The sequence below is a fragment of the Kitasatospora viridis genome, assembly GCF_007829815.1.
Classification (GTDB): Bacteria; Actinomycetota; Actinomycetes; order Streptomycetales; family Streptomycetaceae; genus Kitasatospora; species Kitasatospora viridis.
Map to the genome: position 1 here is coordinate 380,163 of NZ_VIWT01000003.1, position 24,370 is coordinate 404,532.

Annotated in this window: 30 protein-coding genes; 12 read left to right on the forward strand and 18 right to left on the reverse strand. The window is 72.0% G+C overall.

The annotated features are described in order from the left end of the window. Positions 1-22 precede the first annotated feature (22 nt). The 5 genes from FHX73_RS32200 to FHX73_RS32220 form a co-directional block, all read right to left on the reverse strand. Entirely contained in the window at positions 23-772 is a 750-nt protein-coding gene (locus FHX73_RS32200; protein WP_145909471.1) for an anti-sigma factor, read from the reverse strand. Beyond that, positions 769-1,353, reverse strand: coding sequence for a sigma-70 family RNA polymerase sigma factor (locus tag FHX73_RS32205; RefSeq protein WP_145909472.1), 585 nt, complete (start codon positions 1,351-1,353; stop codon positions 769-771). Before FHX73_RS32205 ends, FHX73_RS32200 begins: the two co-directional genes overlap by 4 nt. Before the next feature lie 135 nt (positions 1,354-1,488). Then, positions 1,489-1,998 (reverse strand): hypothetical protein, encoded by a 510-nt coding sequence (locus FHX73_RS32210; RefSeq protein WP_145909473.1) that lies wholly within the window; start codon positions 1,996-1,998, stop codon positions 1,489-1,491. 36 nt (positions 1,999-2,034) lie between these two features. Continuing rightward, the gene (locus FHX73_RS32215; RefSeq protein WP_145909474.1) at positions 2,035-2,568 is read right to left on the reverse strand and encodes a HEAT repeat domain-containing protein; all 534 of its coding nucleotides are present in this window, start codon (positions 2,566-2,568) and stop codon (positions 2,035-2,037) included. 124 nt (positions 2,569-2,692) lie between these two features. Beyond that, positions 2,693-3,106, reverse strand: a complete 414-nt coding sequence (locus FHX73_RS32220) for a nuclear transport factor 2 family protein (protein ID WP_145909475.1) — start codon at positions 3,104-3,106, stop codon at positions 2,693-2,695. A gap of 74 nt (positions 3,107-3,180) precedes the next feature. On the opposite strand from FHX73_RS32220, the gene FHX73_RS32225 reads away from it, so the two are divergent. Then, entirely contained in the window at positions 3,181-3,816 is a 636-nt protein-coding gene (locus FHX73_RS32225; RefSeq protein WP_211786399.1) for a TetR/AcrR family transcriptional regulator, read from the forward strand. Between the two features lie 82 nt (positions 3,817-3,898). Further along, complete coding sequence (locus tag FHX73_RS32230; protein WP_145909476.1) at positions 3,899-4,867, forward strand: SMI1/KNR4 family protein; 969 nt, start codon at positions 3,899-3,901, stop codon at positions 4,865-4,867. Positions 4,868-4,923: 56 nt separating this feature from the next. Here FHX73_RS32230 and FHX73_RS32235 read toward each other — a convergent pair whose 3' ends face one another. Next, the gene (locus FHX73_RS32235) at positions 4,924-5,319 is read right to left on the reverse strand and encodes a hypothetical protein (protein WP_145909477.1); all 396 of its coding nucleotides are present in this window, start codon (positions 5,317-5,319) and stop codon (positions 4,924-4,926) included. Positions 5,320-5,493: 174 nt separating this feature from the next. Further along, complete coding sequence (locus FHX73_RS32240; protein WP_145909478.1) at positions 5,494-6,318, reverse strand: hypothetical protein; 825 nt, start codon at positions 6,316-6,318, stop codon at positions 5,494-5,496. Between the two features lie 220 nt (positions 6,319-6,538). On the opposite strand from FHX73_RS32240, the gene FHX73_RS32245 reads away from it, so the two are divergent. Further along, the gene (locus FHX73_RS32245) at positions 6,539-7,285 is read left to right on the forward strand and encodes a DUF5995 family protein (RefSeq protein ID WP_145909479.1); all 747 of its coding nucleotides are present in this window, start codon (positions 6,539-6,541) and stop codon (positions 7,283-7,285) included. 135 nt (positions 7,286-7,420) lie between these two features. Then, complete coding sequence (locus tag FHX73_RS32250; protein ID WP_145909480.1) at positions 7,421-8,530, forward strand: protein kinase family protein; 1,110 nt, start codon at positions 7,421-7,423, stop codon at positions 8,528-8,530. Here the strand turns inward: FHX73_RS32250 and FHX73_RS32255 are convergent. Then, complete coding sequence (locus FHX73_RS32255) at positions 8,493-9,029, reverse strand: hypothetical protein (RefSeq protein ID WP_145909481.1); 537 nt, start codon at positions 9,027-9,029, stop codon at positions 8,493-8,495. The two genes, FHX73_RS32250 and FHX73_RS32255, sit on opposite strands and share 38 nt — an antisense overlap. A 39-nt stretch (positions 9,030-9,068) precedes the next feature. Between FHX73_RS32255 and FHX73_RS32260 the strand changes: the two genes are divergently transcribed. Beyond that, positions 9,069-9,740 carry a cytidylate kinase family protein gene (locus FHX73_RS32260; protein ID WP_145909482.1) on the forward strand — a complete coding sequence of 224 codons (672 nt, stop codon included), beginning with the start codon at positions 9,069-9,071 and terminating at the stop codon, positions 9,738-9,740. A 16-nt stretch (positions 9,741-9,756) separates the two neighbouring features. On the opposite strand, the gene FHX73_RS32265 is transcribed toward FHX73_RS32260, so the two are convergent. From FHX73_RS32265 to FHX73_RS32275, 3 genes are all read right to left on the reverse strand, one after another. Next, a complete protein-coding gene (locus FHX73_RS32265) occupies positions 9,757-10,575 on the reverse strand; it encodes a class I SAM-dependent methyltransferase (RefSeq protein ID WP_145909483.1) in 819 nt (272 codons plus the stop codon). Positions 10,576-10,740: 165 nt separating this feature from the next. Beyond that, positions 10,741-10,947, reverse strand: coding sequence for a DUF397 domain-containing protein (locus tag FHX73_RS32270; protein WP_145909484.1), 207 nt, complete (start codon positions 10,945-10,947; stop codon positions 10,741-10,743). After that, positions 10,944-11,822: a helix-turn-helix domain-containing protein gene (locus FHX73_RS32275; protein ID WP_145909485.1), complete on the reverse strand. Its 879-nt coding sequence runs from the start codon at positions 11,820-11,822 to the stop codon at positions 10,944-10,946. Before FHX73_RS32275 ends, FHX73_RS32270 begins: the two co-directional genes overlap by 4 nt. 247 nt (positions 11,823-12,069) lie before the next feature. On the opposite strand from FHX73_RS32275, the gene FHX73_RS32280 reads away from it, so the two are divergent. The 5 genes from FHX73_RS32280 to FHX73_RS32300 all read left to right on the forward strand — a co-directional run bounded on the left by FHX73_RS32280 (position 12,070) and on the right by FHX73_RS32300 (position 15,725). Next, positions 12,070-12,507, forward strand: coding sequence for an ATP-binding protein (locus tag FHX73_RS32280; RefSeq protein ID WP_170305176.1), 438 nt, complete (start codon positions 12,070-12,072; stop codon positions 12,505-12,507). A 112-nt stretch (positions 12,508-12,619) separates the two neighbouring features. Further along, positions 12,620-13,537 carry a sigma-70 family RNA polymerase sigma factor gene (locus FHX73_RS32285; RefSeq protein WP_145909487.1) on the forward strand — a complete coding sequence of 306 codons (918 nt, stop codon included), beginning with the start codon at positions 12,620-12,622 and terminating at the stop codon, positions 13,535-13,537. Positions 13,538-13,612: 75 nt separating this feature from the next. Continuing rightward, the gene (locus FHX73_RS32290; RefSeq protein ID WP_145909488.1) at positions 13,613-13,939 is read left to right on the forward strand and encodes an EthD family reductase; all 327 of its coding nucleotides are present in this window, start codon (positions 13,613-13,615) and stop codon (positions 13,937-13,939) included. A gap of 27 nt (positions 13,940-13,966) precedes the next feature. Beyond that, the gene (locus FHX73_RS32295) at positions 13,967-14,728 is read left to right on the forward strand and encodes a hypothetical protein (protein ID WP_145909489.1); all 762 of its coding nucleotides are present in this window, start codon (positions 13,967-13,969) and stop codon (positions 14,726-14,728) included. A 58-nt stretch (positions 14,729-14,786) separates the two neighbouring features. Next, on the forward strand, positions 14,787-15,725 hold the full coding sequence (locus FHX73_RS32300) for an SDR family oxidoreductase (protein ID WP_145909490.1): 939 nt from the start codon (positions 14,787-14,789) through the stop codon (positions 15,723-15,725). Here FHX73_RS32300 and FHX73_RS32305 read toward each other — a convergent pair. The 5 genes from FHX73_RS32305 to FHX73_RS32325 are packed head-to-tail and all read right to left on the reverse strand — an operon-like array spanning position 15,716 to position 20,851. Beyond that, a complete protein-coding gene (locus tag FHX73_RS32305) occupies positions 15,716-16,726 on the reverse strand; it encodes a helix-turn-helix transcriptional regulator (RefSeq protein ID WP_145909491.1) in 1,011 nt (336 codons plus the stop codon). The genes FHX73_RS32300 and FHX73_RS32305 overlap by 10 nt on opposite strands. After that, entirely contained in the window at positions 16,708-17,682 is a 975-nt protein-coding gene (locus FHX73_RS32310) for an acyl-CoA dehydrogenase family protein (protein WP_145909492.1), read from the reverse strand. The genes FHX73_RS32305 and FHX73_RS32310 overlap by 19 nt, the downstream gene beginning before the upstream one ends. After that, positions 17,679-18,830, reverse strand: coding sequence for an acyl-CoA dehydrogenase family protein (locus FHX73_RS32315; RefSeq protein ID WP_145909493.1), 1,152 nt, complete (start codon positions 18,828-18,830; stop codon positions 17,679-17,681). The genes FHX73_RS32310 and FHX73_RS32315 overlap by 4 nt, the downstream gene beginning before the upstream one ends. Before the next feature lie 17 nt (positions 18,831-18,847). Next, complete coding sequence (locus tag FHX73_RS32320; protein WP_145909494.1) at positions 18,848-19,639, reverse strand: enoyl-CoA hydratase/isomerase family protein; 792 nt, start codon at positions 19,637-19,639, stop codon at positions 18,848-18,850. A 36-nt stretch (positions 19,640-19,675) separates the two neighbouring features. Continuing rightward, positions 19,676-20,851 carry a CaiB/BaiF CoA transferase family protein gene (locus FHX73_RS32325; RefSeq protein WP_145909495.1) on the reverse strand — a complete coding sequence of 392 codons (1,176 nt, stop codon included), beginning with the start codon at positions 20,849-20,851 and terminating at the stop codon, positions 19,676-19,678. Between the two features lie 166 nt (positions 20,852-21,017). Here FHX73_RS32325 and FHX73_RS32330 point away from each other — a divergent pair, with 166 nt between their 5' ends. After that, complete coding sequence (locus tag FHX73_RS32330; protein ID WP_145909496.1) at positions 21,018-21,953, forward strand: LysR family transcriptional regulator; 936 nt, start codon at positions 21,018-21,020, stop codon at positions 21,951-21,953. Between the two features lie 7 nt (positions 21,954-21,960). Here FHX73_RS32330 and FHX73_RS32335 read toward each other — a convergent pair whose 3' ends face one another. Then, a complete protein-coding gene (locus FHX73_RS32335) occupies positions 21,961-22,611 on the reverse strand; it encodes a class I SAM-dependent methyltransferase (RefSeq protein ID WP_145909497.1) in 651 nt (216 codons plus the stop codon). A 149-nt stretch (positions 22,612-22,760) separates the two neighbouring features. On the opposite strand from FHX73_RS32335, the gene FHX73_RS32340 reads away from it, so the two are divergent. Continuing rightward, positions 22,761-23,120 (forward strand): peptidase inhibitor family I36 protein, encoded by a 360-nt coding sequence (locus FHX73_RS32340; protein ID WP_145909498.1) that lies wholly within the window; start codon positions 22,761-22,763, stop codon positions 23,118-23,120. 16 nt (positions 23,121-23,136) lie between these two features. Here the strand turns inward: FHX73_RS32340 and FHX73_RS32345 are convergent, their stop codons facing one another. After that, positions 23,137-24,342 (reverse strand): 4-hydroxybenzoate 3-monooxygenase, encoded by a 1,206-nt coding sequence (locus FHX73_RS32345; protein WP_145909499.1) that lies wholly within the window; start codon positions 24,340-24,342, stop codon positions 23,137-23,139. Positions 24,343-24,370: the final 28 nt, after the last annotated feature.

The following is a 24,370-nucleotide window of genomic DNA, read 5'->3' on the forward strand; positions in this document are numbered from 1 at the left end:
GCCTCATTTCAGCTGCCTCATTTCAGCTGAACGCCAGCAGCATCACCGGCTGCCCGGTCGGGTGCGCGGAGCCGCCGGACGGCTCGACCGTCACACCGACGCCGACCGCGCCGTCGATCGCGCCGGTGAGCAGCAACTGCCCAGTGCCGCCCGGCAGCAGGCCGGCCGGGCGCATCGTGCCGGCGTCGTTGAACCAGAGCTCGTAGGTGTGCCCCTGGGGCGGGGACGGCATGCCGGTCGCGAGGAAGGCGGCCTGGCCCCGGCCCTGCGACCAGACCACCGTCCCCGCGCCACCGCTCGCCGGCGCCGCCGCCGTCGCGGTGCGGGCGTCCGGGGCGGTGAGCAGCGCGCCGATGGCGGCCTGCTGGTCGTGCAGCCGGGTGGCCTCGGCGCGGGCCTGCTGGGCCTGGTCGTGCTGCTCGACGGCGAGCGCGCCCGACCCGGCCGCGAGGGCGAGGCAGGCCGCCAGCGCCAGGTTCGGCCAGCGGCGGCGCAGGCGGGACCAGCGGCCCGCCGGCGTGGTGGGCCCGGCGGCGGGCGGCAGCTGGCGGATCTCGCCGAGGCCCGCCAGCACCCGCTGCTTGAGCTCGGGCGACGGCAGCACCGACTCGGCCGTCCCCAGCCGGGCCAGCGTCGCCCGGAACTCGGCGACCTCCTGCGCGCAGGCGGGGCACTGGGCGAGGTGGCGTTCGAAGGCGAGCTGCTCGGCTTCGGGCAGCGCGTGCGCGGCGTAGGCGCCGGTGAGCGTGTGCAGATCGGGTGCGGCGTTCACGATCCAACCCCCAGGCAGTCGCGCAGGCGGATCAGCCCGTCCCGCATCCGGGTCTTGATGGTGCCGAGCGGGGTGCCGAGCAGGTCGGCGACCTCGGGGTAGCTGTACCCCCGGTAGTAGGCGAGGGTGACCGACTCGCGCTGAAGCTCCGTCAGCGCCTTGAGGCAGCGCCGGACCTGCTCGCGTTCGAGCCGGTTCTCGACCTGCTCGGCGACCTCGTCGAAGGCGGGGGTGTGCGAGCGGGCGGCCTCCCGGTGGTCCCGGTCGGCGGCCGCCTGGGCCGCGCGCACCCGGTCCACGGCCCGCCGGTGCGCCATGGTCAGCACCCACGGCAGCACCTCGCCCCGGTCCGGCTGGTAGCGGGCGGCGGTGCGCCACACCTCGAACATCACCTCCTGCGTCACCTCCTCGGACTGCGCCGGGTCGCGCAGCACCCGCCGCACCAGCCCGAGCACCGGGCCGGCCACCGCGTCGTACAGCCGGGAGAACGCGTCCTGGTCACCGCGGGCCGCCTTGGCGAGCAGCTCCTTGAGGTCGGGGCCGCGCCGCCCGGGCCCGGACAGGTGGACGACGGTGTTCACCGGCCCGCCCTCCGCAGTCGCACGGCAGCCATCGCATCCTCCGATCGGGCCGGGCGGGGCGTCCCGGCGTGCACGAGCATCACAGTTCCCGGGAGGAGTTCGGCGCCGCCACGCGCGCGGATTGGTCGCCGTCCGTCAGGCTTCTCGCCGCGCCCGGGCCCATTCGCGCTCGAAGTCCGCGCGGTCCGTCTCGGCCTCGGCGTGCTCGGGGTCGTACAGGTCGTACGGCGGGTTGAACAGCCAGTCCTCCGGCGTGCTGCGCACCACGTCACCGTCCACGCCGATCACCACCTGCCGGGTGCGCCGACCGTCCGGTCCGAGCTCCGCTAGGTACACGTCCCCGTCCTCGTCCGCCGGCCAGCGCAGGTGCACCAGCTCCCGCCCCACCAGCGCGCCGAACCCGGGCCGGCCGCGCTGGGCGTCCCGCTTCGCGCAGAAACTGGCCAGCTCGGGCCCGTCGAGCCGCACCTCCTTCAGCCCCGACCGCTCCGCCCAGGCCAGCCGCTCCGGGTCGGCGATCACCTCGACCTCCGCGCAGTCCCGGACGATCTCCTCCGCCGACCCGGCCCACACCCACCACCACAGCCCGCCCATGCCGTAGTCGTGCAGCACCAGGTGACGCGTCCTCACACCTTGATCAGCCATGCGCGCGAGCCTACGCGGCCGGGCTCCTGGTACTCCCTACGCGTGGGCGGTCCGCTCGTAGATGCTTCCCCCTGGGGCGTACCACCCCGCCTTCTTCCGGACGGCCGGGCTCGGGTCCTGCGCGCAGCACGCCTGCAGGGCGGCGACGGCCCGGGCGTCGGTGTGGGCGAACTTGCCGACGAGCTCGGCGGCCCTGGCCCGGACACCCGCATCGGGGTCGGCGGCCAGGTGCCGCAGTGCGGGTTCGAGCACCTGGTCCGCGCCCGGTGCGCAGGTGTCGCCCTTGCACCGGTCGCAGGCCAGGGCGTGGAACGCGGCGATCCTGACCCGGGCGTCGAGGTCGTCGGCCATGGCGATGAGCAGGCCCATGGAATCGGTGTCGACCAGGTGGTCCAGGAGGCGGCAGCAGCCCTCGCGGACGGCCGCGCTCTCGTGGGACAGGCCGGCGCGGATGGCGCCGAGCGCGTCCTCCTTGCGCCGCAGCAGCTCCCGGTAGGCCGCCACGGTGCGGTGCGGGTCGCCCAAGCAGGAGACGAGGGCGTCGTTGTCGGTCCTGACGAATCCGAGCATGCCGTCAGTGTCGAACCGCACGGCAGAGCCGGGCAACGGGATTTCGCCGCAACCGAGCTGACCCAGCGTCACGCCGACGCCGAACGACCGGACGCGGTCGGCACCACCCCCACGCCGCCTCCCGTCAGAACATGCCGTTCCGGTTGCGCGCCTCGTCGGGGACCTGCTGCATGACGTCCCAGTGCTCGGCGATCCGCCCGCCCTCCAGTCGGAAGATGTCGACGATCGCCGTCACGGGGCCGCCGGGCACCCGGACCCCGTGGACGTGGGCGATGACGTGGTCGCCCTCGGCGAAGATCCGCCGCACCTCGCAGCGGAGGTCGGGGAAGTCCACCCTGAGGGTCTCGACGAACTCCCGGAAACCCTCCAGCCCGTCGGCGATCCGGGGGTTGTGCTGGATGTAGGTGTCGCCGAGCAGCTTCGCGGCCGCGTGGTGGTCCTTCTCGTTGATCGCGGCCTGGTAGAAGGCCAGGACGGTCCGCTTGTTCGCTTCGAGTCGTGCATCGGACGCAGTGGAACCGGTGGACACAGTGGACATGACTCCCCCTCATGACTGAACAGCTGTAGCGCTACGACTGTAGGGCAACGGATGTGCAGATACAATCGACCATCGTGGAAGCCAAGTCACCGACTCAAGGACGGCCGCGCGGGCGCAACCCCCGGGGCCAGGGCGAACGTCTCCGGGAGGAGGTCGTCACCGCCACGCTGCGCATGCTCGACGAACTCGGCGACGACCAGGCGCTCTCCCTGCGCGCCGTCGCCCGCGAGATCAACGTCGCCGCGACCTCGGTCTACCTGCACTTCCCCGACCGCGATGCCCTCGTCCTGGCCGCACTGGAGCGCTGCCACCAGGACCTGGTGCTGGCCGTGCGGCAGGCGGAACTCACCGAGGACCACCCGGTCGCCCAACTCCGCGCCCGCACCCTGGTATTGGGCACCTGGGCACACCAACACCCCGGGCTCTACAAGGTCCTGCACGAGAGCACCCTCAACCAGCGCGCGGACATGGGGTTCAAGGAGGAGCTCGGCCGCGCGACGACGGCCGCCGTCCAACGCTGCATGGACGCCGGCCTCGCCCCGGCCAACGACGCCGCCACCGTCGCCCTCGACCTGCGCGCCGCCGTGCACGGCGCGGTCTCGATGCGCGTCAACGAACCCGATCAGGACTGGCCCCCGCTGGAGGACCAGGTCGACCGCTTCCTCCGCAAGCTGGTGGGGATCTCAGTACCTGCTTCTGAGGGTGCGTGAAGCGTTCGTCCCGGCTGGGATTCGTCCCGGCTGGGAATCGACAAGGGCGGCGAGCCGCTGGTGGAGAGGCAGACTGCCCGCCATGACAACGGCTGATAACGACGTCCTGACCTCCTGGAGCCGCGTCGGCACCTGGCTCGCCGCTCACACGCGGCGCGGCCCGGCGAGGCCAGCGCCGGATGCTGCCCGCCTGGACGCGTTCGAGGCAGACCTCGGCCTGCCCCTGCCCGCCGACCTGCGGGCCTGGTGGCTGCTCCCCGACGTCACCGCGAGCTACTGGATTCCGGACGCGTTCGCCCCGGTCTCGCTGGACGAGGCCCTGGAGACCCACGAGATCTGGCTCCTGGTCGCAGAGCAGGAAGGCGACTCATTCGACGAGAACGGCCATCCCGAGAGCCGCTACCAGCGGGAGTTCATGCCGATCGCGCTGAGCCCCGGCGGCGACGGACTGATCGTCGATATGCGCCCCGGTGACAGCCACGGCGCCGTACTTCTCTGGGACCACGAGACCTGGAACCTGGACGTCCCCCAGTGGGCCTCGGTCACCTCGATGCTCAAGGACATCGCCCAAGCCCTGAAGGCTGGCACGCCCGCGCTACTAGGCCACGCAGCCCGCGGTGGCTCCCGGGAACCCGGCACCGCCGCAGTCAACGACGCACTCGACCTCACCTGGCAACCCACCCGCCACGCGACCCGCCAGAGCACCATGCATCAGGCAGCGCCAGCGACTGATCATTCGCGGATGAGACCAGAAGTGCAGGCGTTCGTGGCCGACGGGCCACTCCCCGACTGGGACGCCGAGGGCGAGGAGATCGACCGGCGAGTCGAGCAGCTCGAAGCCATCGCCAAGCCCGTCACTGGCGAAGAAGCCCGAGCACTGGTCGCCTGCTTCGGCCCGGACGACTGTTACGGCGTCGCCTGGACCTTGCTGCACCTCATCGAGACCGGCCCGAATCCAGTCCTGACCACCGAGCCAGCTCCGGATGCCAATGAGTGGCACCACACCCTCTGGGCCCGCATCGTCAACAGCGGACTGGCCCCCTCAGCTTGACGCGCTAACACCGTGCGATGTCTGCACTGACAACATGCAGGAAGGAGCAGCGGCAGCTACGCGCTCGGCCGCGGGGTGGGCTTCCGGGTCGGGGGCTGATTCTTGACGGCGCTGCAGGCCAGCAGTTCGGTGCCGGTGGCGTCGAAGTAGAGGGTGAAGAACCAGGACCGGTCCGGCGCGTCGAGGGAGCCGGTAAGGAACGATACGTCGCGGTGCCGGGAGAGGATCTCGACCGACTCGTCGAGGCCGAGGGTGACCAGGCCGACCTTGCGTGCCAAGCCCAGCCGGGTGGCGGCGATGCCGCGCACCATCCAGTCGGGCGTGACCCGGCCAGAGAACCGCAGCTTGCCGCCGGCCAGGAGGGCCTCCCGCGCCGGGGCACAGGCGACGGTCTGCCCGGTGAGCGTGGCGGCGAGATCGGGCCGAGCTCGGTGCTCGCTCTGGCTGGTCATACCGACACCGTAGTCACCGGCCGCTTGGCCGTGCCACCGGATTCGGGTAGCGGAGTTCCCGGGGTCGGAGCAACCTGCTTTTAAATCAGACAAGTTAAGCGAAATCAGCTGACGCTGGTGGCACATCACGCAACGAAGACCGCTCCAGTGCGAGCCCAGTGGATAGAGAACAAGCTAACCGAGGTAGACCCCGGGGTGATACCGGGCCCACTCGGTCCGGCGCTCGTCGGCCTCGGCGAGCACCGCCGCTCTGACGTCCGCCTCGGCGTCGAACGGTGCCGGGGAGAACCGGTTGCAGGACCCGACATGGCGTGACCACTCGTCCTGCCAGAACTCCACCGTCCACCCCGGCCACAACTCCGGTACCCGGTAGGCCTCCGGGGAGGAGTAGAGGGTCCACCAGCCCAGGCGTCGGCGCTCCGGGTCAAGGTGGATACCGGAGTTGACGTGCAAGCGGCAGACTCCGTGCTCGGGTGCCTGCGCCAGGCGGTCGAGCAAGGACTCCCCCTCGCGGGCCGGGTGATCGAAGCAGTTGGAGGCGACGTGGCAGCGACCGCCGCCGACCGTGACCACCAGACCGAGCGGGGCGGGCCGGTCCAGGTCCTCGTCTCCGGGCGCGAGGAACGGGGCGAGGGAGAGCTCCGAGTCGCAGCACCGGACGTACTCCGGATCGAGCCCGACGTACGCGCGCAGTTCGGCCGCACCGTCGTACAGCCAGCGCACCTCCCAGCCCGGCCACGCCGCCCGGACCAGCTCGAACATGACCGCACGGCTGCGGAGTTCAGCGCTCGGCCCCTCCCAGGCGAAGAACAGCAGCACCTTCCGCCCGAGGTCGACCAGCACCCCGGCCTGGGCCATGACGTCGTCCAACCACCAGCCGTCCTGCCGGTGCCCGGGAAGCATCGCGAGAACCGCCGCCGGCCCGCCCAACAGGTCGAGGTCGATGCCGACCGCCCAGCCGGTCCGGTACAGCTCGTGCGCGCCGCTCTCGCGGACCACGAGGACGTTGGCTCTGTCTCCTATGGGGTCAGGATGACCGGGCGGGAGGCTGCCGGCCATCCGTTTTCGGCATCGCGCAGGCTGCGGTGTGGGTACGACGAGCGAGTGGGCGGGCGGCGCGCCGCAAATGGTTCGTCCACGCCCTATGGCGATCGGCGCTGTACCGTCAGTGACACACGGTGACAGCCGTGCGCAGCCCTCTCCCTTCAGGAGGATCCCCATGGGTACCGAGCCGGCCCCCGCTCCGCTCTCCCAACTTCCCGACAGCATCGACGGTGTGATCCAGCGGATGAAGCAGCTGGACGCGGAGCTGGATGCCCGGGACGGCGTCGCCGCGTTCAACCGGATGTACCTGAGAGTCACCGAACTGGTGGGCTCCAAGCTCATCGACGGGTTCTTCCAGGACACCGCGTTCATCGAGCGGATGGACGTGATCTTCGCGGACCTGTTCTTCCGCAACGTCGACGCGGCCAAGGCGGGACGGCCGGTGAACCCCGCCTGGCAGCCGCTGATCGACGCCCGCCGCCGGGGCGCGGCGATCTGGCCCATCCAGTTCGCCTTCGCCGGGATGACCGCCCACATCGGCCACGACCTGGCCCTCGCCGTGATCCTCGCCTGCGAGGAGCGGCACACCAAGCCCAACACCCCGCCGGTGCACGCGGATTACCAGAAGGTGAACCAGCTGCTCTCCCAGGTGGAGGCCGAGGTGCGGGCCGCCTTCGAGCCCGAGCTGCTCAAGCTCGCCACCACCGACGCCGAGGCGCTCAAGCACCTGCTCGCGAGCTTCAGCATGGAGGCCGCCCGGGACGCGGCCTGGATCGCCGTGCAGGGCCTCTGGGCGCAGAAGAAGGAGCCGTTCGCGATTCCCGGCTTCGAGCTCTCCTGCCAGGCGCTGGCCGCCTCCGTCGGACTGACCGCCCAGGCGCTGCTCGCCCTGGTAGCTCCGGTGGCCCCGCCGAACGCCTGACTCGCCATCAGGAGGACGCCCTCGCCGACCACTGCCACGACTTCGCCTTCGCCCTCAGCTTCGACGTGGCGGTGGGCGTCGACTACGTTTGAGTGATCGCCGACGCCCTGGCTCCGGGGCACCGAGGAGCTGTCGATGCGTCACTCCGACTCTCAGCACGCCGCGCGGCTGGCTGCCTACCGGACCGCCGCCACCCGCCTGTCCCTGCTGAGTGACCGACGACTCGGCGAGCTCGTGGCATCCGCCCAGCCGGTCGGATCCGGGATCGGCGGCAGGTCAGCGGAGTTGGAGGTCGACGGGACACGGGTCTTCGTCAAGCGGGTGCCGTTGACGGACGTCGAGGCCCGGCCCGCGAACGTCCGGTCCACGGCGAACCTCTTCCGGCTGCCGACGTTCTACCAGTACGGCGCGGGCTCGGCCGGGTTCGGCGCCTGGCGGGAGCTGGCCGTGCACACCATGACCACCAACTGGGTGTTGGGGAGGGAGTACGAGGGCTTCCCACTGATGTACGACTGGCGCGTGCTGCCCGACTCCCCTCCCGAGGGCTTCGTGGACGAGTTCGGCGGCATCGACGGAGCGGTCGCCCACTGGGAGGGCTCGCACGCCGTACGCGAGCGGCTGGAGGCCATCGGCCGGTCCTCCCACAGCCTGGTGCTCTTCCTCGAACACGTGCCGCAGACCCTCGCCGCCTGGCTGCACGAGCTTCCGCAGCAGGCCGCGCCGACCGGCACCGAATCCCCCTACGCGTGGGTGGAGGAGTCCCTGGCGCAGGGAGCGGCGTTCATGAGCTCTCGCGGGCTGGTGCACTTCGACGCCCACTTCCGCAACGTCCTGACCGACGGCCGGCTGATCTACTTCGCGGACTTCGGGCTGGCCTTGAGCTCGGGTTTCGAGCTCTCGACGGCCGAGCAGCGGTTCCTGACGGACCATCTGGTGTACGACCGCCACTACACCACGAACCATCTGATCCGCCACCACCTCGTCGACCGCGTGCGGGGCGACCGGGAGAAGGACGTGTTCCTTCAGGAGTGGATCGCCGGCCGCAGGCCCGACAGCGTTCCGCCGGAGATCGCGGCGATCATCGACCGGCACGCCCCGGCCGCCGTCGTGCTGGACGGGTTCTTCCGCCGGCTGCTGTCGGAGCGCAAGCGGACACCGTTTCCGGGCCCCGAGCTCGACCGTGCCGCAGGCGCCGCCGGGGCACCGGTCACGGGCCCGAGTTTCCCTCGAAACCTCCGAAGTTGATCAGGCTCACCCGGTTGTCCCAGGCGTCCCACTTCACGTGCTTCTTGGCGCCCCAGTAGTAGGCGTCGTACGCCATGAGATCGCCGTACGCCTCGTTCTCGTGCACTCGGTCGGGGGTGCCGAACGCGGTCAGGAACTCCTGGTAGGAGGCCAGGTGCGCGAAGTGGGACAGGTGCGGACCGTAGACGGCGAAGCCGACGACCGTCCCACCCTGAACCTTGTAGGTGAGCTTGTCGGTGCAGTACAGGAATCCATCTGACAGGGCAGCATGGTCGACGACCTCATCGAGGGTCAGCCGCCGTCCGTCGGCAGCGTAGTACTCACTGTCGATGTTGGTCCCGCCGCGGTACCGGGTCACGATGGAGGACTTGGCCTCGACGATGCTCCCGCGCGGAACACTGGTGGCCGGTGCCCCCACGGCAATGCCGTTCATCGCGACGGTCGTGAGGTCGAGGTGTGGCCGGGAGAGCAGGTCCAGGTTGTCGAGGATCTCGATCATCAGCAGAGTCTAGGCGTAGACGCAACGAGGGAGGCAGCAATGGATCAAGGAACCCGCGACGAGCTCATCACCCGGCTGACCGAGGCGATCGGCTCCACCACGACCGCGCACCCGCTGCGGGTCGCCATCGACGGCCCGCCCGCCGCCGGCAAGACCACGCTGGCCGACGAACTCGCCCTCGCCCTGCGCGGGCAGGGCCGCACCGTCATCCGCGCGACCATCGACGACTTCCTCTTCCCCCGCGCACAGCGCTACCGCCGCGGCCGGTACTCGGCCGAAAGCTGCTACTTCGACGCCCACGACCGCGCCGCCCTGTGCCGGGTCCTGCTCGACCCACTGGGCCCGGGCGGACACCGAAGGATCCAACACACGGTCTACGACAGCGCCACCGACACCCCCCTGTCGCCGCCGCCCACGGCCGCCGCCGAAGACGCCGTCCTGCTCTTCGACGGCGTCTTCCTCCTGCGCCCGGAACTCCTCGACCGCTGGGACCTGCGCATCTTCGTCTCCGTCCCCTTCGAGCAGACGGTAGCCCGAGCCCGGACCCGAGGCACAACGCCGGCCACCGACATCGAACGGTCCTGGCGCGACCGCTACATCCCCGCCCAACAGCTCTACTCCGCCACGGCCCACCCGACCGACCACGCCGACTTCATCGTGCACAACGCCCAGCTCCAGCGGCCGGCTTGGGAAGCCCGCCGACCGCGCTGACCGGTACTCAGGGTTTCTACGGGCGGCAGGACAGAATCCCGCCGAGGCATGTGATCTTGAAAGAGCCTCGGGATTCGATGGTGGCAGCGGCGATCTCAGCCGCTCTGTTGACGGTCTCACGGAAGGGGACACCGCACTGCTCGGCCCACGCCTCGTAAGAGGCCAGGTGAGCGACGATCGGTGCGGGGTCCGTCACCTCGATTACGCCAGGCAGCTCTCGGACCTGAACGTCCGTGAACACCACACCGAGACAGCTCGCCGCCTTCTCCAACGAGAAGCGCGAACTGAGCGAGACTCGCGCGGGCCCCTCCGGGATGCCGAGAACATCGCCCGCAGCTCTGGCCCAGAGCTGGTCGAGTTCCCGTTTGTCGTGGTCACTGTTCGTCGAGGCGATGAGCACGCCGCCATCCTGGAGAACCCGCGCCAGCTCCTTGATCGTGGCTTCGATGTTCCCCACGTGGTACAGCATGTGAAGGGCCAGAACCGCGTCAGCACTGTCGTCGGCGAACGGCAGGGCCTGGGCGTCCGCCACCAGAACCGGCTTCTCGACGCCGGCGAGGATTCCCGCCGAGATGTCCATTCCGACGACCCGAAGATCCGGCCGGTCCTTGTGCAGACGGCTGACGAACTTGCCGTTGCCGCAGCCGACGTCGAGGACGATCCCGCTCGTGCCTGCCAGCTCGCCGAGGACGATCCCGGGCAGGTCGTACTGCGGCTGCTGCCACTGGTAGATGGACTGTCGGGCAGTCAGGTGGCGCCCGTCGGCATAGGCGCTGTTCGCGAGAATCGACCTGTCGGCGACCGCGGCGTCCTGCTGTGCGGTGTTGCTCGTCACTGGGGCAGCTCCGGAGGGTTCGTGAGTGCGGGTCGAGCGCAGGCCCTGACATTCTCACGGCGGCCAGAACGATCGGGGAGCCTTCGCAGCTGCGCCCACACGGGGGCCATGTACGACGAGGCCCCGACCTGCCGTCAGATCGGGGCCGTCGCGTGGGTTCGGTCGTCAGGTGCGCGGGAAACTACGCGCCTTGACGTTCTCGATGAAGCCCAGCCACTCAACTGCCGGGAACGTCAGGGCAGGCCCATCGGGATCCTTCGAATCCCGGGTCGCCACCGCACCCGCAGCCGTCGCAACCTCGATGCACTGACCGTTGGCGCTGCTGTAGGAACTCGTCCGCCAGTTCAGCGCGGAGGGTTCATTGCTGTTCACTCTGTCACCTCCTCTCCAGCTTGCAGCTCTTCTGCAACCTTCTTGATCAGGTTCGTCGAATCGTCCGGCCCCAGGGCAACTGCGCGCAGGTTGTCGAAGAGCAACTCGTACCGGCGCACGTCGACCTCCGCCTCCAGGAAAAGGTCCCCCGCCATGCTGTCGATGTAGATGATCTCCGGGTCCTCGCTGTCCGGAAAGCTCATCAGGACGAAGGAGCCCGGCATCCCCGCATGAGCCCCAGCTGCAAAGGGGATCACTTGTATCGTGACGTTGGGCGCCTCTCCCGCCGAGACCAGGTAACGAAGCTGAGCGCTCATCACCTCCGGCCCACCGACGATTCGCCGGATCGCAGCCTCGTCCGTGATCGCCCAGAGGTGCAACGGGCGCTCGCCGGTAAGAGCAGCCTGCCGCTCCAAGCGAGCCTGAACTCGTTGCTCGACCACTCGGCTGTCTGCCATCGGCAGCCCACTGCGGATCACCGCGCGAGCGTAGTCCTCCGTCTGCAACAACCCTGGGATGAACAGCGATTCGTAGTTTCGCACGCTTCGAGCCTCGGCCTCGAAGCTGATGTACGCCGTGTACTCCTCCGGGAGTTCACTGTGGTAGGGCCGTAGCCAACCCTGAGCATCCGCCCCTTGGGACAGGGCAACGAGCTCCGCGAGCTGCGACTGCGAAACCTCGTACAGCTTGAGCAATGCCATCAACGTTCGCTGCTGCGGCTTCCCGCGAGCGGTCTCGATCCGGTACAGCGTCGCCGGATTGATCCCCGTCTCCCGGGTGACGTCCTCCCTGGTCAGGTCGGCATCGGCGCGAAGCCGTCGCAGTTCGGCCGCCAGGCGGCGAAGGCGGACCGTCGGCGGTCGCTGACCCGGCATGCTCCCCGACCCTTTCGTCTGCATAGCTGTCACCCGCGATTCTGATCAGCAACGAACCGAAGAGCAAGCCGCGATGGCAAACGCAATCATTGCAAATACGGCCCTTGCATCTGACGCCTGGTCAGGTGCATCCTAGGCATGCAGTCACCGTCAGTGACGCCATGGTCACCGAATGGCTGCTCCGGGCTGGCCGCGCCCTCCTGCGGCTTTCAACTCGTTTCACGCGATGCGCCAGAGGAGCTGCGCCGTGTCTGAATTGGTTGATCAAGAAAGCAAGGAACCCACTGGCGGACACCAGTGGTTCCCCCGATCCGAGCGAGCCGCCGGCCAGGCCCGACGCCTGGTCAGTGAGTTCCTCGCGCAGGTCGACGGCGGGGAGCGCTACCTGGACGACGGGCGCCTGGTCGTCAGTGAGTTGGTGGCCAACGCGATCCAGCACGGAACCAGACGGGGACAGCGGATCCGGGTCAGCTGGCGGCTGGCCGAGGGCCTCCTGCACCTCGCCGTCGACGACGCCAGCAACGTCCACCCGATCCCCCGTCAGGCCGGCGCCGATCACGAGGCGGGCCGTGGGCTCTCGCTGGTCCAGACGCTGACGAAGGAGTGGGGCGTCAGTGCGCGCGAGGGCATCGGGAAGCGCGTCTGGGCCAAGTGCGCCCCCACCGAGCCGGATCGCGTCACCTGAGTTCCGGCCCCGGTGGCGTCGCCTGGTGACCGCCACCGGGGCCAGTACGACATTGCACAATTGCGGTGCCGTCAGCTGACCACCTGTCACCGGCTGCCCGCATCATGACCTCATGGACTTCGAGCCCTACCGCTCCGAACTCACCGCCTACTGCTACCGCATGCTCGGCTCGTACCACGACGCCGAGGACCTGGTGCAGGAGACGCTGCTCCGGGCCTGGAAGGCGCGCGAGAAGTACGACCCGGGGCGTGCCTCCGTCCGCACCTGGTTGTACCGGATCGCCACCAATGTGTGCCTGACGGCGCTCGACGGGCGGCAGCGGCGGGCGCTGCCCTCGGGGCTGGTGGCGGTGGGTGAGGATCCCGGGGTGCCGTTGGTGCCCGCTCCCGAGGTGCCGTGGCTGGAGCCGTTCCCCGGTGGGGAGGCGCGGGCGGACCTGCGGCTGGCGTGGGTGGCGGCGGTGCAGTTGCTGCCCGCGCGGCAGCGGGCTGTGTTGGTGTTGCGCGAGGTGTTGGCGTTCTCGGCCGCCGAGGTGGCCGAGCAGCTCGACACCACCGTGGCGGCGGTGAACAGTGCGTTGCAGCGGGCCCGCACGGCCGTGTCCGCGGCGGACGAGGGGGAGGTGCGCGAGCCGGGCGATCCCGAGGTGCGGGCGGTGGTCGAGCGGTACGTGCGGGCGTTCGAGGCGGCCGACGTGCCCGCGCTGGTCCGGCTGCTCGCCGAGGACGTGGTGATGGAGATGCCGCCGGTCGCGCTCTGGCTGCGGGGCACGGCGCACTACGCGCAGTTCATGGCGGACGTCTTCCGGCGGCGCGGTGCGGGCTGGGTGCTGCGCGCGGTGGTGGCGAACGGCCAGCCGGCCCTCGCCGCCTACGTGCCCGGCGACCCGGCCGGCGGCGTGCCCCGGCTGCACAGCATGACCGTGCTCAGCGTGACGACGGACGGACGGATCAGCAGGATCGTCGCCTTCACCGACCCGAGCGGCCTCGCGGCTTTCGACTTGCCGGGGAATCTCGACGACGAGCGATGAGTCCGGGCACCCCGGCCGGTACGTACTGGTGAGCACCGGAAGGGGCTCACCAGGAAACGACCGCAGGAGCAGATCATGACCGCCCGACTCATCGTCGTCTACGAGGCCCCGAGCGACCCGGAGGCCTTCGACCGCCACTACAACGACGTCCACCTCCCGCTCGCCCACCGCCTCCCGGGCCTGCGCAGCTACACCGTCGGCCGCAACGCGGTGCCGCTGCGCGACAACCGGCCGTACTACCTGATCGGCGAGCTGACCTGGGACAGCATGGACGACCTGCGCACGGCGTTCGACTCCCCGGAGGGCCTGGCCGCCGCCGAGGACGCGGCGGAGCTGCGCAAGTACGCCACCACCCGGAGCATGGTCTACGAGGCCACCGAGACCGTGGCGACCGCGGGCTGACGCTGTCTCAGCCCGTAGCGTGAGCGCATGCGCGCCTCCTCGACCGCCCAGCCGAGCGCCCTGCACCTGGTCACGCCCGCGGTGGTGTTCACCATCCCGGTGCTCAAGCTGGCCTGGACACTCGGCGGCGGGGACGCGGCCCGGGACGCGCTGCTCGCCATGGGGCCGGCCAACTGGGTGGACGTGGTGATCGGCATGTTCTTCGCCGAGCCGGTGCTGGCCGCCGTGCTCGCCGCCGTGACCTGCCACTTCGGGTACGCGTACCGGGCCGCGCACGGCTCGGCGGCCCGCCACCAGGGGCGCGCGCTGGCGGAGACGGCGGCCCGGGCGGCGATCCTGCCGGTGGCGCTCGGGGTGGTGGTCGGCGCGTTCAACGGGGTCTGGTGGGGTGTGGCGGCCGGGTTGCTCGGCTACGCGATGCGCCTCGGGGTGATCGCCGAGTACCGCACCGGCGCCCGCTCCGCCGAGACCGGCCACCGCACCGGCCGACGGCCCGTCAACCCCTGGCACCGCGTCACCGAGGTGGTCCGGGTGGCCGCGCTGGTCCTCGGCCTGGTGGTGCTGCCGGTGCTGGCGGTCACCGCCGCGCTGGACGGGCGGTCCTGGACCAGCGTGCTGCGCTGCGACGTCAACACCGGCGCCGGGCCGCAGCGCGCCCGGCTGGTGGAGCTGGACCGCTCGGCGCCGGGGGTGGTCGGCTGGGACGTCCCGGCGCACGAGGTGGTGAGCGCGGACAACTGCGCCGCCGACCCGGACGACGTGATCCGCGCACCCTGGTGGCGCAGCTGACGGCGAGCCCTGGGAAAAGGTGACGTGAACTGTCACCTTTGGCGTGCACCGTGGAGTCATGGAGCACACCACCAACACCCCCCTGACCGGCCGGATCGCCCTGGTCGCCGGCGCCACCCGGGGCGCAGGGCGCGCCCTCGCCGTCGAGCTCGGCCGGGCCGGCGCCACCGTCTACGTGACCGGCCGCACCACCCGCACCCGGACCAGCGAGGTCGGCCGCAGCACCGAGACCATCGAGCAGACGGCGGAGCTGGTGACCGCGACCGGCGCCGGCTCCGGCATCGCGGTGCCCACCGACCACCTGGCCGAGGAGCAGGTGCGCGCGCTGGTCGAGCGGATCGACCGCGAGCAGGGGCGGCTCGACGTCCTGGTCAACGACCTGTGGGGCGGCGAGCACCTGATGACCGGCTCGGTCTTCGGCAAGAAGAGCTGGGAGACGCCGCTCGCCGACGGACTGCGGATCCTGGAGCTCGGCGTGCGCTCGCACGTGATCACCGCCGCGCTCGCCCTCCCCCTGCTGATCCGCTCGCAGGCGCCGCTGCACGTGGAGGTGACCGACGGCACGGCCGCCTACAACCGGCGCTACCGGGAGAACCTCTACTACGACCTCGCCAAGACCGCCCCGATCCGGATCGCCTTCGGGCTCGGCGAGGAGCTGGCCGAGTACGGGGGCACGGCGGTGGCCGTCAGCCCGGGGTTCCTGCGCTCGGAGCAGATGCTCGCGCACTTCGGCGTGGCCGAGGCGAACTGGCGCGACGCCGTCGCCCAGGACGCGGACTTCGGGATCGCCGAGTCGCCGTACTACCTGGGCCGCGGGGTCGCGGCGCTGGCCGCCGACCCGGACCGGGCGGCGCGCTGGAACGGGAAGTCCACCTCCAGCGCGGAGCTCGCCGAGGTCTACGGCGTGCGTGACGTGGACGGCAGCCGGCCGGACGTCTGGGCCTACTTCGAGGCCAAGGCGGCGGGCAGGGCCGTGACGGTGGACGACTACCGCTGAGCCTGCCCGCCCACCCGGTACAGGGCGGCGAGGGCCTGCGCGTGCTCGCGGAAGCGGGCCCGCAGGCCGGGCGGGGCGAGCACCTCCACGTCGGCGCCGAGCCCGGTCAACTGGGCGAAGGCGATCTCCTCCGACTCCACCGCCACCTCCACCGTCCACCACCCCCGTGCGTCCGGCTCTCCCGCGCCGGCCGGCGGCTCCGTCACGCCGGCCGGGTCCACCAGGCCGGGCAGCAACCGCATCCCACGCTCCGTCAGGCGCACCGTGACGGTGGTGCGCAGCAGCGCCCGGGCGAAGCCGGCGGCGTGCGCCTGCCAGTGGTCGGCCAGCTCGAAGTCCGGGTCGCGGTCGAAGGGCTCGCCGGTCGCGCCGAGCGCGGTGACCCGGTCCACCCGGTAGGTGCGCCAGGGGCCGCCGCCGGGGATCCGGGCCACCAGGTACCACTCCCCCGCCTTGAGGACGAGGCCGTACGGCTCCAGCACCCGGGTCACCTCGCGGGGCGGCGCGCCGTCCCGGCCGGGCCGCGCGTAGCCGAGCTCGACGGTCCGGTCTGCCCAGACGGCGCGGGCCAGCTCCGGCAGCAGCTCGGGGGTGGACGGCTCGCGGAACCAGGCGGGCGCGTCCAGGTGGAACCGGCGCACCGAGGACTCGGCGGCCGCGCGCAACGAGGGCAGCAGGGTGGCGGAGAGCTTCAGCCGGGCGGTGCCCGCCGCGTCGGAGAGCCCGAGGTCGCGCAGCGCGCCGGGCAGTCCGGACAGGTAGAGCGTCTCCGCCTCGGTGGGGTGCAGCGTGGTGAGCCGGGTCCGGTACCCGGGCGCCAGGTGGTAGCCGCCGCTGCGGCCGCGCTCCGAACGGACCGGCACGCCCGCCTCCTGGAGCGCCTGGACGTCGCGGATCACCGTGCGCTCGGAGACCTCCAGCTCCCGGGCCAGGGCGGCGGCGGTCACCCCGGGGGTCGACTGGACCAGCAGGGCCATGCGGATCAGGCGGGCGGCACGCATGCCTCCAAGCATCCCCGGCCCAGGTCCCGTCCGGTGTGCTGACCGCCCGTCACCGTCTCCCAGAGCCCGTCCCGCTCCACCACCCGCCGCCCGAGCAGGCGCTGCCAGGCCCGCTCGCCGCCGTCCTCGTCGCGCCAGGACCACATCCGCGTGGTGGCCTCGTGCAGCGGGCTCAGTCCGGTGAACCCGATCGCGCCGTGCAGTTGGTGGGCGATCCGGGCGATCTCGGCCACCGAGGCGGCGGCCTGTGCGGCGGCGATCCAGGCGGCGGTCTCGATCTCCTCCGCGCCCGCCCGGCCGACGGCGTCGACGGCCGCCGTGACCAGGGCCGTCTCCTCGACCAGCCGCGCCTGCTCCTGCTTGACCGCCTGGAAGCGGTCCAGCGGGCGGCCGAACTGCACCCGCGAGGCGGTGTGAGTCACCGTCAGCTCGACGCACCGGCGGGCCGCTCCGGCGATCAGCGCGGCGCGCGCCAGGCCGGACCGCCAGTGCGCCTCCCGGGCCAGCTCGGCCGGCACCCGGCGGACCCGTTCGGCCGGGACGGCCGCGTCGAGCAGCACCAGCTCGTCGCGGGGCTCGCCCGCCAGGTTGCCGCCGGGCAGCAGCCGGTACTCGCCGGCGGTCAGCACCAGCAGCGCGGGCCCGCCCCACGGGCCGTCGGTGAGCACGACCACCGCGTCTGCCCCGCGCGCCCAGGGCACCCGGTGCAGGGTTCCGCTCACCCGCAGGGCGTCGTCGAGTCCGCGCGCGCCGACCGGGCCGACCCGGTGCTGTGCGTCGGGCCGGGCGAAGCGGGCCTCCAGCGGGCCGGCGGCGAAGGTGACCACGCCGGCGGGCAGCGCGAGCCCGGCCCGTTCCACCAGCGGGCCCGCGACCAGGGCGGCCTCCGCCACCGGGCCGGCGGTGCCGTGGTACCCGGCCTCCCGCGCTACGGCCAGTTCGTTCTCGATGCTCATCGGGCCGCCTCCAGGCCTCGGGTGATGATGCCGCGCAGGATCTCGTTGGTGCCGCCGCGCAAGGTGTAGCCGGGCGAGTGCAGGACGGCGGTGGCGAGGAGCTCCGGGTAGCTGCCCCGGGTCGCGTCGGAGCGGGCCGGCACTGGGAGGATCTCCCGTGCCTCGTTGACGAGTTCGCCCTCGAAGCGGGTGCCGAGGTCCTTCACCAGGGCTGCCTGCACGTCCGCCGCCCGGCCGGCCTCCAGGGCGGCCGCGACGCCCAGCGAGAGCTGCCGGATCGCGGCGAGCCGGGCGGTGAGCCGCCCGACCCGAGCGTGCTGCTCGGAGCCGCAGGCACCCCGGCGCAGTTCGGCGACCAGCGCGGTCAGCAGCGGCAGGGTGGAGAGGAACCGCTCCGGGCCGCTGCGTTCCAGTGCCAGTTCGCCGGTCACCTGCCGCCAGCCGTCCCCGGGACGCCCGAGCAGCGCGTCCTCGGCGAGCTCGACGCCCGCCAAGTGCAGGTAGTTGAAGGTGTGTTCGCCGCTCAGCAGCCGGATCGGCTCGACCCGCACGCCCGGAGCCCGCAGGTCCACGACGAACTGGCTCAGCCCGGCGTGCCGGTCCGTACTCTCGGCGGTCCGGGCGAGCACGATGGCGTAGTGGTTGACGTGGGCGCCGCCCGTCCACATCTTGGTGCCGTTCAACCGCCAGCCGCTGTCGGTGCGTTCGGCCCTGGTCCGGACGGCGGCCAGGTCCGAGCCGGCTTCGCGCTCGCTCATGCCGATCGAGAAGAAGCACTCGCCGGCCGCGATGGCGGGCAGGTAGCGCCGCCGCTGCGCGTCCGTCCCGTGCCGCAGGATGGACGGCCCGGCCTGCCGGTCGGCCACCCAGTGCGCCGAGACGGGGGCGCCTGCAGCCAGCAACTCCTCGATGACGACGTACCGTTCGAGGTTGCCCCGGCCGTGCCCGCCGTACTCGCGGGGCAGCGCCATGCCGACCCAGCCCCGCGCGGCGAGCCGGCGGCTGAACTCCGGGTCCCACCCGGTCAGCCACGAGTCGGGCCGGCCCAGCACGGTGCCCGCGGCCCGCTCCGCGGCCAGGAACTCCCGCACCTCCCGCCGCAATTCCCGAGTCTCGGCCGGAAGTCCTACTGCTTCACTGTCCAACATTCGCCCTCTCCCTCCGGTCAGTTGCCGGTGAACCGCGGCCGGCGGCGCTCGCGCTGGGCCTGGACTCCCTCGCGGAAGTCCTCGGTGGTGACGGTCACCGGCTGGGCCAGCGCCTCCCAGGCCAGCGCCTGTTCGACGCCGAGGTGCCCGTGGGCCAGTCCGCTCTTGGTCAACCGCACGGCCAGCGGTGCGGCGGCGGCGATCTCCTCGGCCGTTTCGAGGGCGACCGCCAGCACCTGCTCGGCGGGGACGGCCCGGTGCACCAGCCCGATCGCCGCTGCCTGACGGCCCGTCATCAATCGCCCAGTCAGCAGCAGTTCGCGTGCCCGGGCCGGGCCGACCGCGTCGGCGAGCAGCGTGGTGGTGGCCATCCCGGGGTGCAGTCCTAGCCGCACGAAGGGTGCGCCGAGTCGCGCCTCCTCGGCCGCGTAGCGCAGGTCGCAGGCCAGCGCGAGCGCCAGTCCGGCGCCCACCGCGTGCCCGTTGACGGCGGCGATGGTGGGCACGGGCAGGTCGCGGACGGTCAGCCAGCTCCGGTAGAACGCGGCGAGTTGCTCCCGGGTGTCGGCCAGGCCCTGCCCGTGCCGGTCGGCGAGCTCGCCGAGGTCGGCCCCCGAGCAGAACGCGGGCCCGGTGCCGGTGACCACAACGGCCCGCAGGTCGGGGTCGTCACCCAGCTCCCGGACGGCTCGGCGCCAACTCCCGGTCAGCCGGGCGCTCATCGGGTTGCGCTTCTCGGGGTGGTCGAAGGTCAGCAGCGCCACGCCGTTCGGTCGGCGCTCGACGCGCAGTGGTTCCTGTTCGCTCATCGTGTGCTCCAGTCGGAAATGACAGCTAGTGCCGCGTCAGGGGCGTTGGCCGAGCTCGGCGAAGACCTCGTCGGTGTGCTCGCCGAGCCGGGGGCAGTGCCGGTGCAGGCCGGCGGGGGTGGCGTGGAACCGGACGGGCTGGCCGATCAGTTGGTAGGCGCCCTCGGTCGGGTGCTCCGCCGCCTGTACCAGGCCGCCCTCGATCGCGTAGTCGCTGCTCGCGGCCTGGTCCAGGCTGAGCACGGGCGCGGCCGGGATGCTCACCGAGTCGCAGTACTCCTGCCACTCGGCGTTGCTGTGCCGGGCCGCGAACCCGTCCATCAGCGCGTACAGTTCGTCGGCGTTGCGGGCCCGCTCGGCGAGGCTCGCGAAGCGCGGGTCGGCGGCGAGGTCGGGGCGGCCGACGTGGGCGAAGAAGTCCTGCCAGTTGCGGTCGCTGTAGGGCAGGATGCACATCCAGCCGTCGGCCGTCCGGGCGGCCCGGCGCTGCGAGCTGAGCGCCCGCGAGTAGCCGAACGGGCCCTGCGGCTCCAGGGTGGCGGCGGCCAGGTGCTCCACCAGGTTGAAGGCGAGCATGGTGTCGGCCATCGGCACCTCGACGTGCTGGCCCTGGCCAGTGCGGTCGCGGTGGTGCAGCGCGGCGAGCACGGACTGCACGATGACCAGTCCGCAGATCTTGTCCGCGAGCACCGTGGGCACGAAGTACGGTACGCCGCTGACCTGTTCGTTCAGCCAGACCAGGCCGGAGGCGGCCTGCACGATGTCGTCGTAGGCGGGTCGCCCGCCCAACTCCGAGTCGCTGCGGTAGCCCTGGGCGTTCAGGTAGACCAGCCCCGGGTGACCGGCCGCCACCTGCGGGTAGCCGAGCCCGAGGCGGTCCAGCGCCTGCGGGCGGACGTTGGTGACGAACACGTCGGCGGTCGCCAGCAGCGCCAGCAGCGCGTCCCGGCCGCCCGGCGCCTTGAGGTCGATCACCACGCTGCGCTTGTTGCGGTTGAGGTTGAGCGCGGCGGCGCCCATACCCGGGCTGCGGGTGGGCGGGAGGTGGCGGGTCAGATCGCCCGTGGGCGGCTCTACCTTGATCACGTCGGCGCCGAGGTCGCCGAGCAGCTGCGTGGCGTAGGGCGCCATGATCACGCTGGCGAGTTCGACCACGCGGACGCCGTCGAGCGGGCCAACCTGGGGTGTGCTGCCCTGTGGCGCAGTCGCCATGGCACGTCTCCGATCTGCGTCGGGAACCGGGCTCATCCACCGGTCCGGTGACATTCAGTCAACCGCCGGGTGCTCCATAGCGTCCAATACATCTTCCCCGCCCGTCCCATATGCTCTGCCATATGCCGCGCCGCATGCCGTACTCCAGGAACCGGAGGGAACTGCCATGGAACTGACCCAGCGCCTGCTCCAGCAGGTCGTCGTGCTGGCCGAGGAGCAGCACTTCGGCCGCGCCGCCGAGCGGCTCGGCATGAGCCAGCCGCCGCTGAGCCAGGCGATCCAGCGCCTGGAGCGCGGGCTGCGGGTCAGCCTCTTCGACCGGGGCCCGCACGGCGCCCGGCCGACCCCGGCCGGGCGCGCCTTCGCCGAGGACGCCCGTCGGCTGCTCGACGCCCAGCAGGCCGCCGTCGACCGGGCCCGGCGGATCGCGGCCGGCGAGCAGGGCGAGCTGCGGCTCGGCTTCGTCGGCAGCCTCGGCTACCGGCTGGTGCCGCGGCTGCTCCGCCTCGCCCACGCCGAACTCCCGGACCTGCGGCTCCAGTTGAGCCAGCGCCCGTCAACGGAGTTGCTGGACCTGCTGCGCACCGGCGCCCTCGACCTCGCCCTGGTCCGCCTCCCGGTGGCCGACACCGACCGACTGACGGTGCAACAGGTCGGTGTCGAGCGGCTGGTCGCCGTGCTGCCCGACCGGCACCCGCTGGCCGGCCGGAGCTCGCTCGCCCTGCACGACCTCGCCGGCGAGCCGTTCGCGCTGCCCCGGCCGGGCGCCCTGCCCGGCCTCGCCCGGCAGGTCGCCCTCGCCTGCGCCGAAGCCGGCTACACCCCGCAGGCGCTGGGCCACGCCGACGACCTGCCGGGCCTGCTCAGTTACGTCGGCGCCGGTCTCTGCGTCGCTGTCGCGCCCGAGCAAGTGCGCTCGCTGGGCCTGCCCGGCGTCAGCTGCCGCCCGCTGGACGGGGACTCACCCCACCTGGAGACCACGGTCGCCGCCGTCCACCGCCCGGAGCAGCCGGACGCCGCCACCCGCCAGGTGCTGCGGCTGCTCGGCATCGCGACGGCGACGGACACGGCAACGGACACGGACACGGAGCCCGGGACCTGAGCCCGCCTCAGTCCCCCTTGCACAGCAGCAGTTGCACCGCCTCCACCGTGTTGCCGTTCATCGTCGCGACGTCCAGCCGGCGCTCCCGGACCAGCTCGAACTCCCCGAGCAGCTCACGCAGGTGACCGATCTCGTGGTGGCGCACCAGCGCGCCGTCGCCGGTGGCGAATACCCCGTACGGGGCGCCGGAGCGCTCGGCGTGCGCGGCGTAGCGGGTGCGGTTGCGCGCGTCCTGCTGGAGCAGCACGTCGCTGACGTAGAGCAGGCCGCCCGGCGCCAGCACCCGGTGCAGTTCGGCGATCATCGCGCGCTGGTCGCCGGCGTCCGGCACGCAGGTCAGCACGGCGAACAGCAGCACCAGGTCCAGGCCGGCGTCCGGCCGGGCCAGGCGCGGGGGCGCTTCCAGCACGTCGAACCGCAGGCCCGGCAGCAGGCCCCGCCCCCGCTCGACCAGCGCGGGCGACAGGTCCGCCCCGGACACGTCGGTGAAGCCGAGCGAGCCCAGCTCGCCCATCAACCGACCGTAGCCGCAACCGTAGTCGAGCACCCGGGCGCCCCGGTCCAGCTCCGCCAGCCAGTCGGGCGCGAGCGGGTGGGTGAAGGTCTTGGTCGCGCCGATGCCGTCCCAGTAGGCGAGGTGGGTGTCAGGTTCGTTCATGCCCGGAGCATACCGACGCACCGTCAACCATATTCGAACGACTATTTCCCACGTTCGAGTGACACTCCGTCACCGCCTGCGCCAGGCGGCACCGGCTCGCGGACCACGATGGGGGCGACCCCCGGTTCACCGATCCTTGGAGCCCCGTCATGGCACTCCGTTCCTGGCCCCTGGCCACCGCCCTGTCCGTCGCCGCACTGCTGCTCCCGGTCGTCGGCGCCCAGAGCGCCCGGGCCGACAACCCGCCGCCCTGCAACGGCGGTTCGATCTGCTTCTGGAGCGAGGACGGCTTCCACGGCGCGACCTGGGAGTGGACCTCCAACAGCGGCTACCGCGACATGCCGCCGAACCTGCACGACCACGTCGGCTCCTTCGTCGCCAACACCCGTGCCTGCTTCATCAACTGGCAGCCGGTCGAGAAGCGCGACGTGTTCTCGGGCGACTGGCGCTCCCAGTACCTGGGCGACTTCGGCGGGCGGATCGACGGGGTCGGCCCCGGCAAGTGCTGAGCCTCGCAGCGCTCCGTCAGTCGATGGGTGCACCCACGTAGTTCACCGCGAACGCCGTCGAGTGGGCTGGTGAGTCGCGGAGTTGGGCGAGCCGGGAGAGCTGCAACCGGTGCAGGAACGGCGCGTCCGGCCCGTCGGGATCGGGGCTGTGCAGCAGGTGCAGCAGCCAGTGCGAGAACTCCTGGGCCTGCCAGATCCGCGGCAGCCGCGCCGCCGAGTAGCCCGCCAACTCGCCCTCCCGGCCCGCGTAGTGGGCGAGCAGGCGGCGGGCGAGCTCGGCGGCGTCGGCGATGGCGAGGTTCATGCCCTTGCCGCCCGCCGGGGAGATGATGTGCGCCGCGTCGCCGAGCAGGAAGAGCCGCCCGTGCCGCATCGGCTCGGTGACGTGGCTGCGCATGTCCAGCACGGCCTTCTCGGTGATCGGGCCGGGCTTCAACTCGTCGCCGGTCATGGCGAGCCGCCGGTGCAGCGCCGACCAGATCCGCTCGTCGGGCCAGTTCGCCGGATCGTCGCCCAGCGGGCACTGGAGGTAGAAGCGCGAGACCGAGGGCGTGCGCAGCATGTGGCCCGCGAACCCGTCCTCGTGCAGCGCGTAGACGATCTCGCGCGTGGCCGGCGGGGTCTCGGCGAGCACGGCGAGCCAGCCGAACTCGTGCTGCTTGCCATATTCGTGCTGGCCGAACTCGTGCTGGCCGTGTCCTTGGCGCAGCCGCTCGGGCACGGCCGCGCGGCTGATCCCGTGGAACCCGTCGGCCCCGGCGACGAACTCGCACTCGATCTCGACGTCCGCCGCCCGCACCAGCGCGCGGTCGCCGTCCAGTCCGGTGAGTGCCTCGGCCCCCTGCTCGAAGAGCAGCGTGCCGCCCGCGTCGAGGTAGGCGTCGATCAAGTCCCGCACCAGGAACTGCTGCGGGTACACGTGGTGCACCCGCCCGCCGGACAACTCGCCGTAGGGCACCGAGAACCGCTCGCCGCGGTGGCGGAACTCGCAGGCGCCGTGCTCGGCGCCCTCGGCCACCAACTGCCCGGCCAACCCGTGCCGGGCCAGGAACTCCACCGTCCCGGGCTCGATCAGCCCGGCCCGGGCCCGCGCCTGGACGTACTCCCGGCTGTGCCGCTCCAGCACCAGGCAGTCGATCCCGGCCTGCCGCAGCACGTTCGCCAGCACCAGCCCCGCCGGGCCGGCGCCGATCACGGCCACCTGCGTGCGCAGACGCTCCACGGGCCCCTCCCTCCGTCGACGTCCGAGC

Bases quoted from the DNA above. Each gene is read 5' to 3' on its own strand.
- FHX73_RS32275 (WP_145909485.1), bottom strand. From the start codon at position 11,822: ATGCCGGGTCAGCGACCGCCGACGGTCCGCCTTCGCCGCCTGGCGGCC.
- FHX73_RS32340 (WP_145909498.1), top strand. From the start codon at position 22,761: ATGGCACTCCGTTCCTGGCCCCTGGCCACCGCCCTGTCCGTCGCCGCA.
- FHX73_RS32335 (WP_145909497.1), bottom strand. From the start codon at position 22,611: ATGAACGAACCTGACACCCACCTCGCCTACTGGGACGGCATCGGCGCG.
- FHX73_RS32320 (WP_145909494.1), bottom strand. From the start codon at position 19,639: ATGAGCGAACAGGAACCACTGCGCGTCGAGCGCCGACCGAACGGCGTG.
- FHX73_RS32315 (WP_145909493.1), bottom strand. From the start codon at position 18,830: ATGTTGGACAGTGAAGCAGTAGGACTTCCGGCCGAGACTCGGGAATTG.
- FHX73_RS32260 (WP_145909482.1), top strand. From the start codon at position 9,069: ATGGATCAAGGAACCCGCGACGAGCTCATCACCCGGCTGACCGAGGCG.
- FHX73_RS32325 (WP_145909495.1), bottom strand. From the start codon at position 20,851: ATGGCGACTGCGCCACAGGGCAGCACACCCCAGGTTGGCCCGCTCGAC.
- FHX73_RS32220 (WP_145909475.1), bottom strand. From the start codon at position 3,106: ATGTCCACTGTGTCCACCGGTTCCACTGCGTCCGATGCACGACTCGAA.
- FHX73_RS32210 (WP_145909473.1), bottom strand. From the start codon at position 1,998: ATGGCTGATCAAGGTGTGAGGACGCGTCACCTGGTGCTGCACGACTAC.
- FHX73_RS32245 (WP_145909479.1), top strand. From the start codon at position 6,539: ATGGGTACCGAGCCGGCCCCCGCTCCGCTCTCCCAACTTCCCGACAGC.
- FHX73_RS32300 (WP_145909490.1), top strand. From the start codon at position 14,787: ATGGAGCACACCACCAACACCCCCCTGACCGGCCGGATCGCCCTGGTC.
- FHX73_RS32305 (WP_145909491.1), bottom strand. From the start codon at position 16,726: ATGCGTGCCGCCCGCCTGATCCGCATGGCCCTGCTGGTCCAGTCGACC.
- FHX73_RS32230 (WP_145909476.1), top strand. From the start codon at position 3,899: ATGACAACGGCTGATAACGACGTCCTGACCTCCTGGAGCCGCGTCGGC.
- FHX73_RS32290 (WP_145909488.1), top strand. From the start codon at position 13,613: ATGACCGCCCGACTCATCGTCGTCTACGAGGCCCCGAGCGACCCGGAG.
- FHX73_RS32285 (WP_145909487.1), top strand. From the start codon at position 12,620: ATGGACTTCGAGCCCTACCGCTCCGAACTCACCGCCTACTGCTACCGC.
- FHX73_RS32295 (WP_145909489.1), top strand. From the start codon at position 13,967: ATGCGCGCCTCCTCGACCGCCCAGCCGAGCGCCCTGCACCTGGTCACG.
- FHX73_RS32310 (WP_145909492.1), bottom strand. From the start codon at position 17,682: ATGAGCATCGAGAACGAACTGGCCGTAGCGCGGGAGGCCGGGTACCAC.
- FHX73_RS32215 (WP_145909474.1), bottom strand. From the start codon at position 2,568: ATGCTCGGATTCGTCAGGACCGACAACGACGCCCTCGTCTCCTGCTTG.
- FHX73_RS32250 (WP_145909480.1), top strand. From the start codon at position 7,421: ATGCGTCACTCCGACTCTCAGCACGCCGCGCGGCTGGCTGCCTACCGG.
- FHX73_RS32330 (WP_145909496.1), top strand. From the start codon at position 21,018: ATGGAACTGACCCAGCGCCTGCTCCAGCAGGTCGTCGTGCTGGCCGAG.
- FHX73_RS32255 (WP_145909481.1), bottom strand. From the start codon at position 9,029: ATGATCGAGATCCTCGACAACCTGGACCTGCTCTCCCGGCCACACCTC.
- FHX73_RS32235 (WP_145909477.1), bottom strand. From the start codon at position 5,319: ATGACCAGCCAGAGCGAGCACCGAGCTCGGCCCGATCTCGCCGCCACG.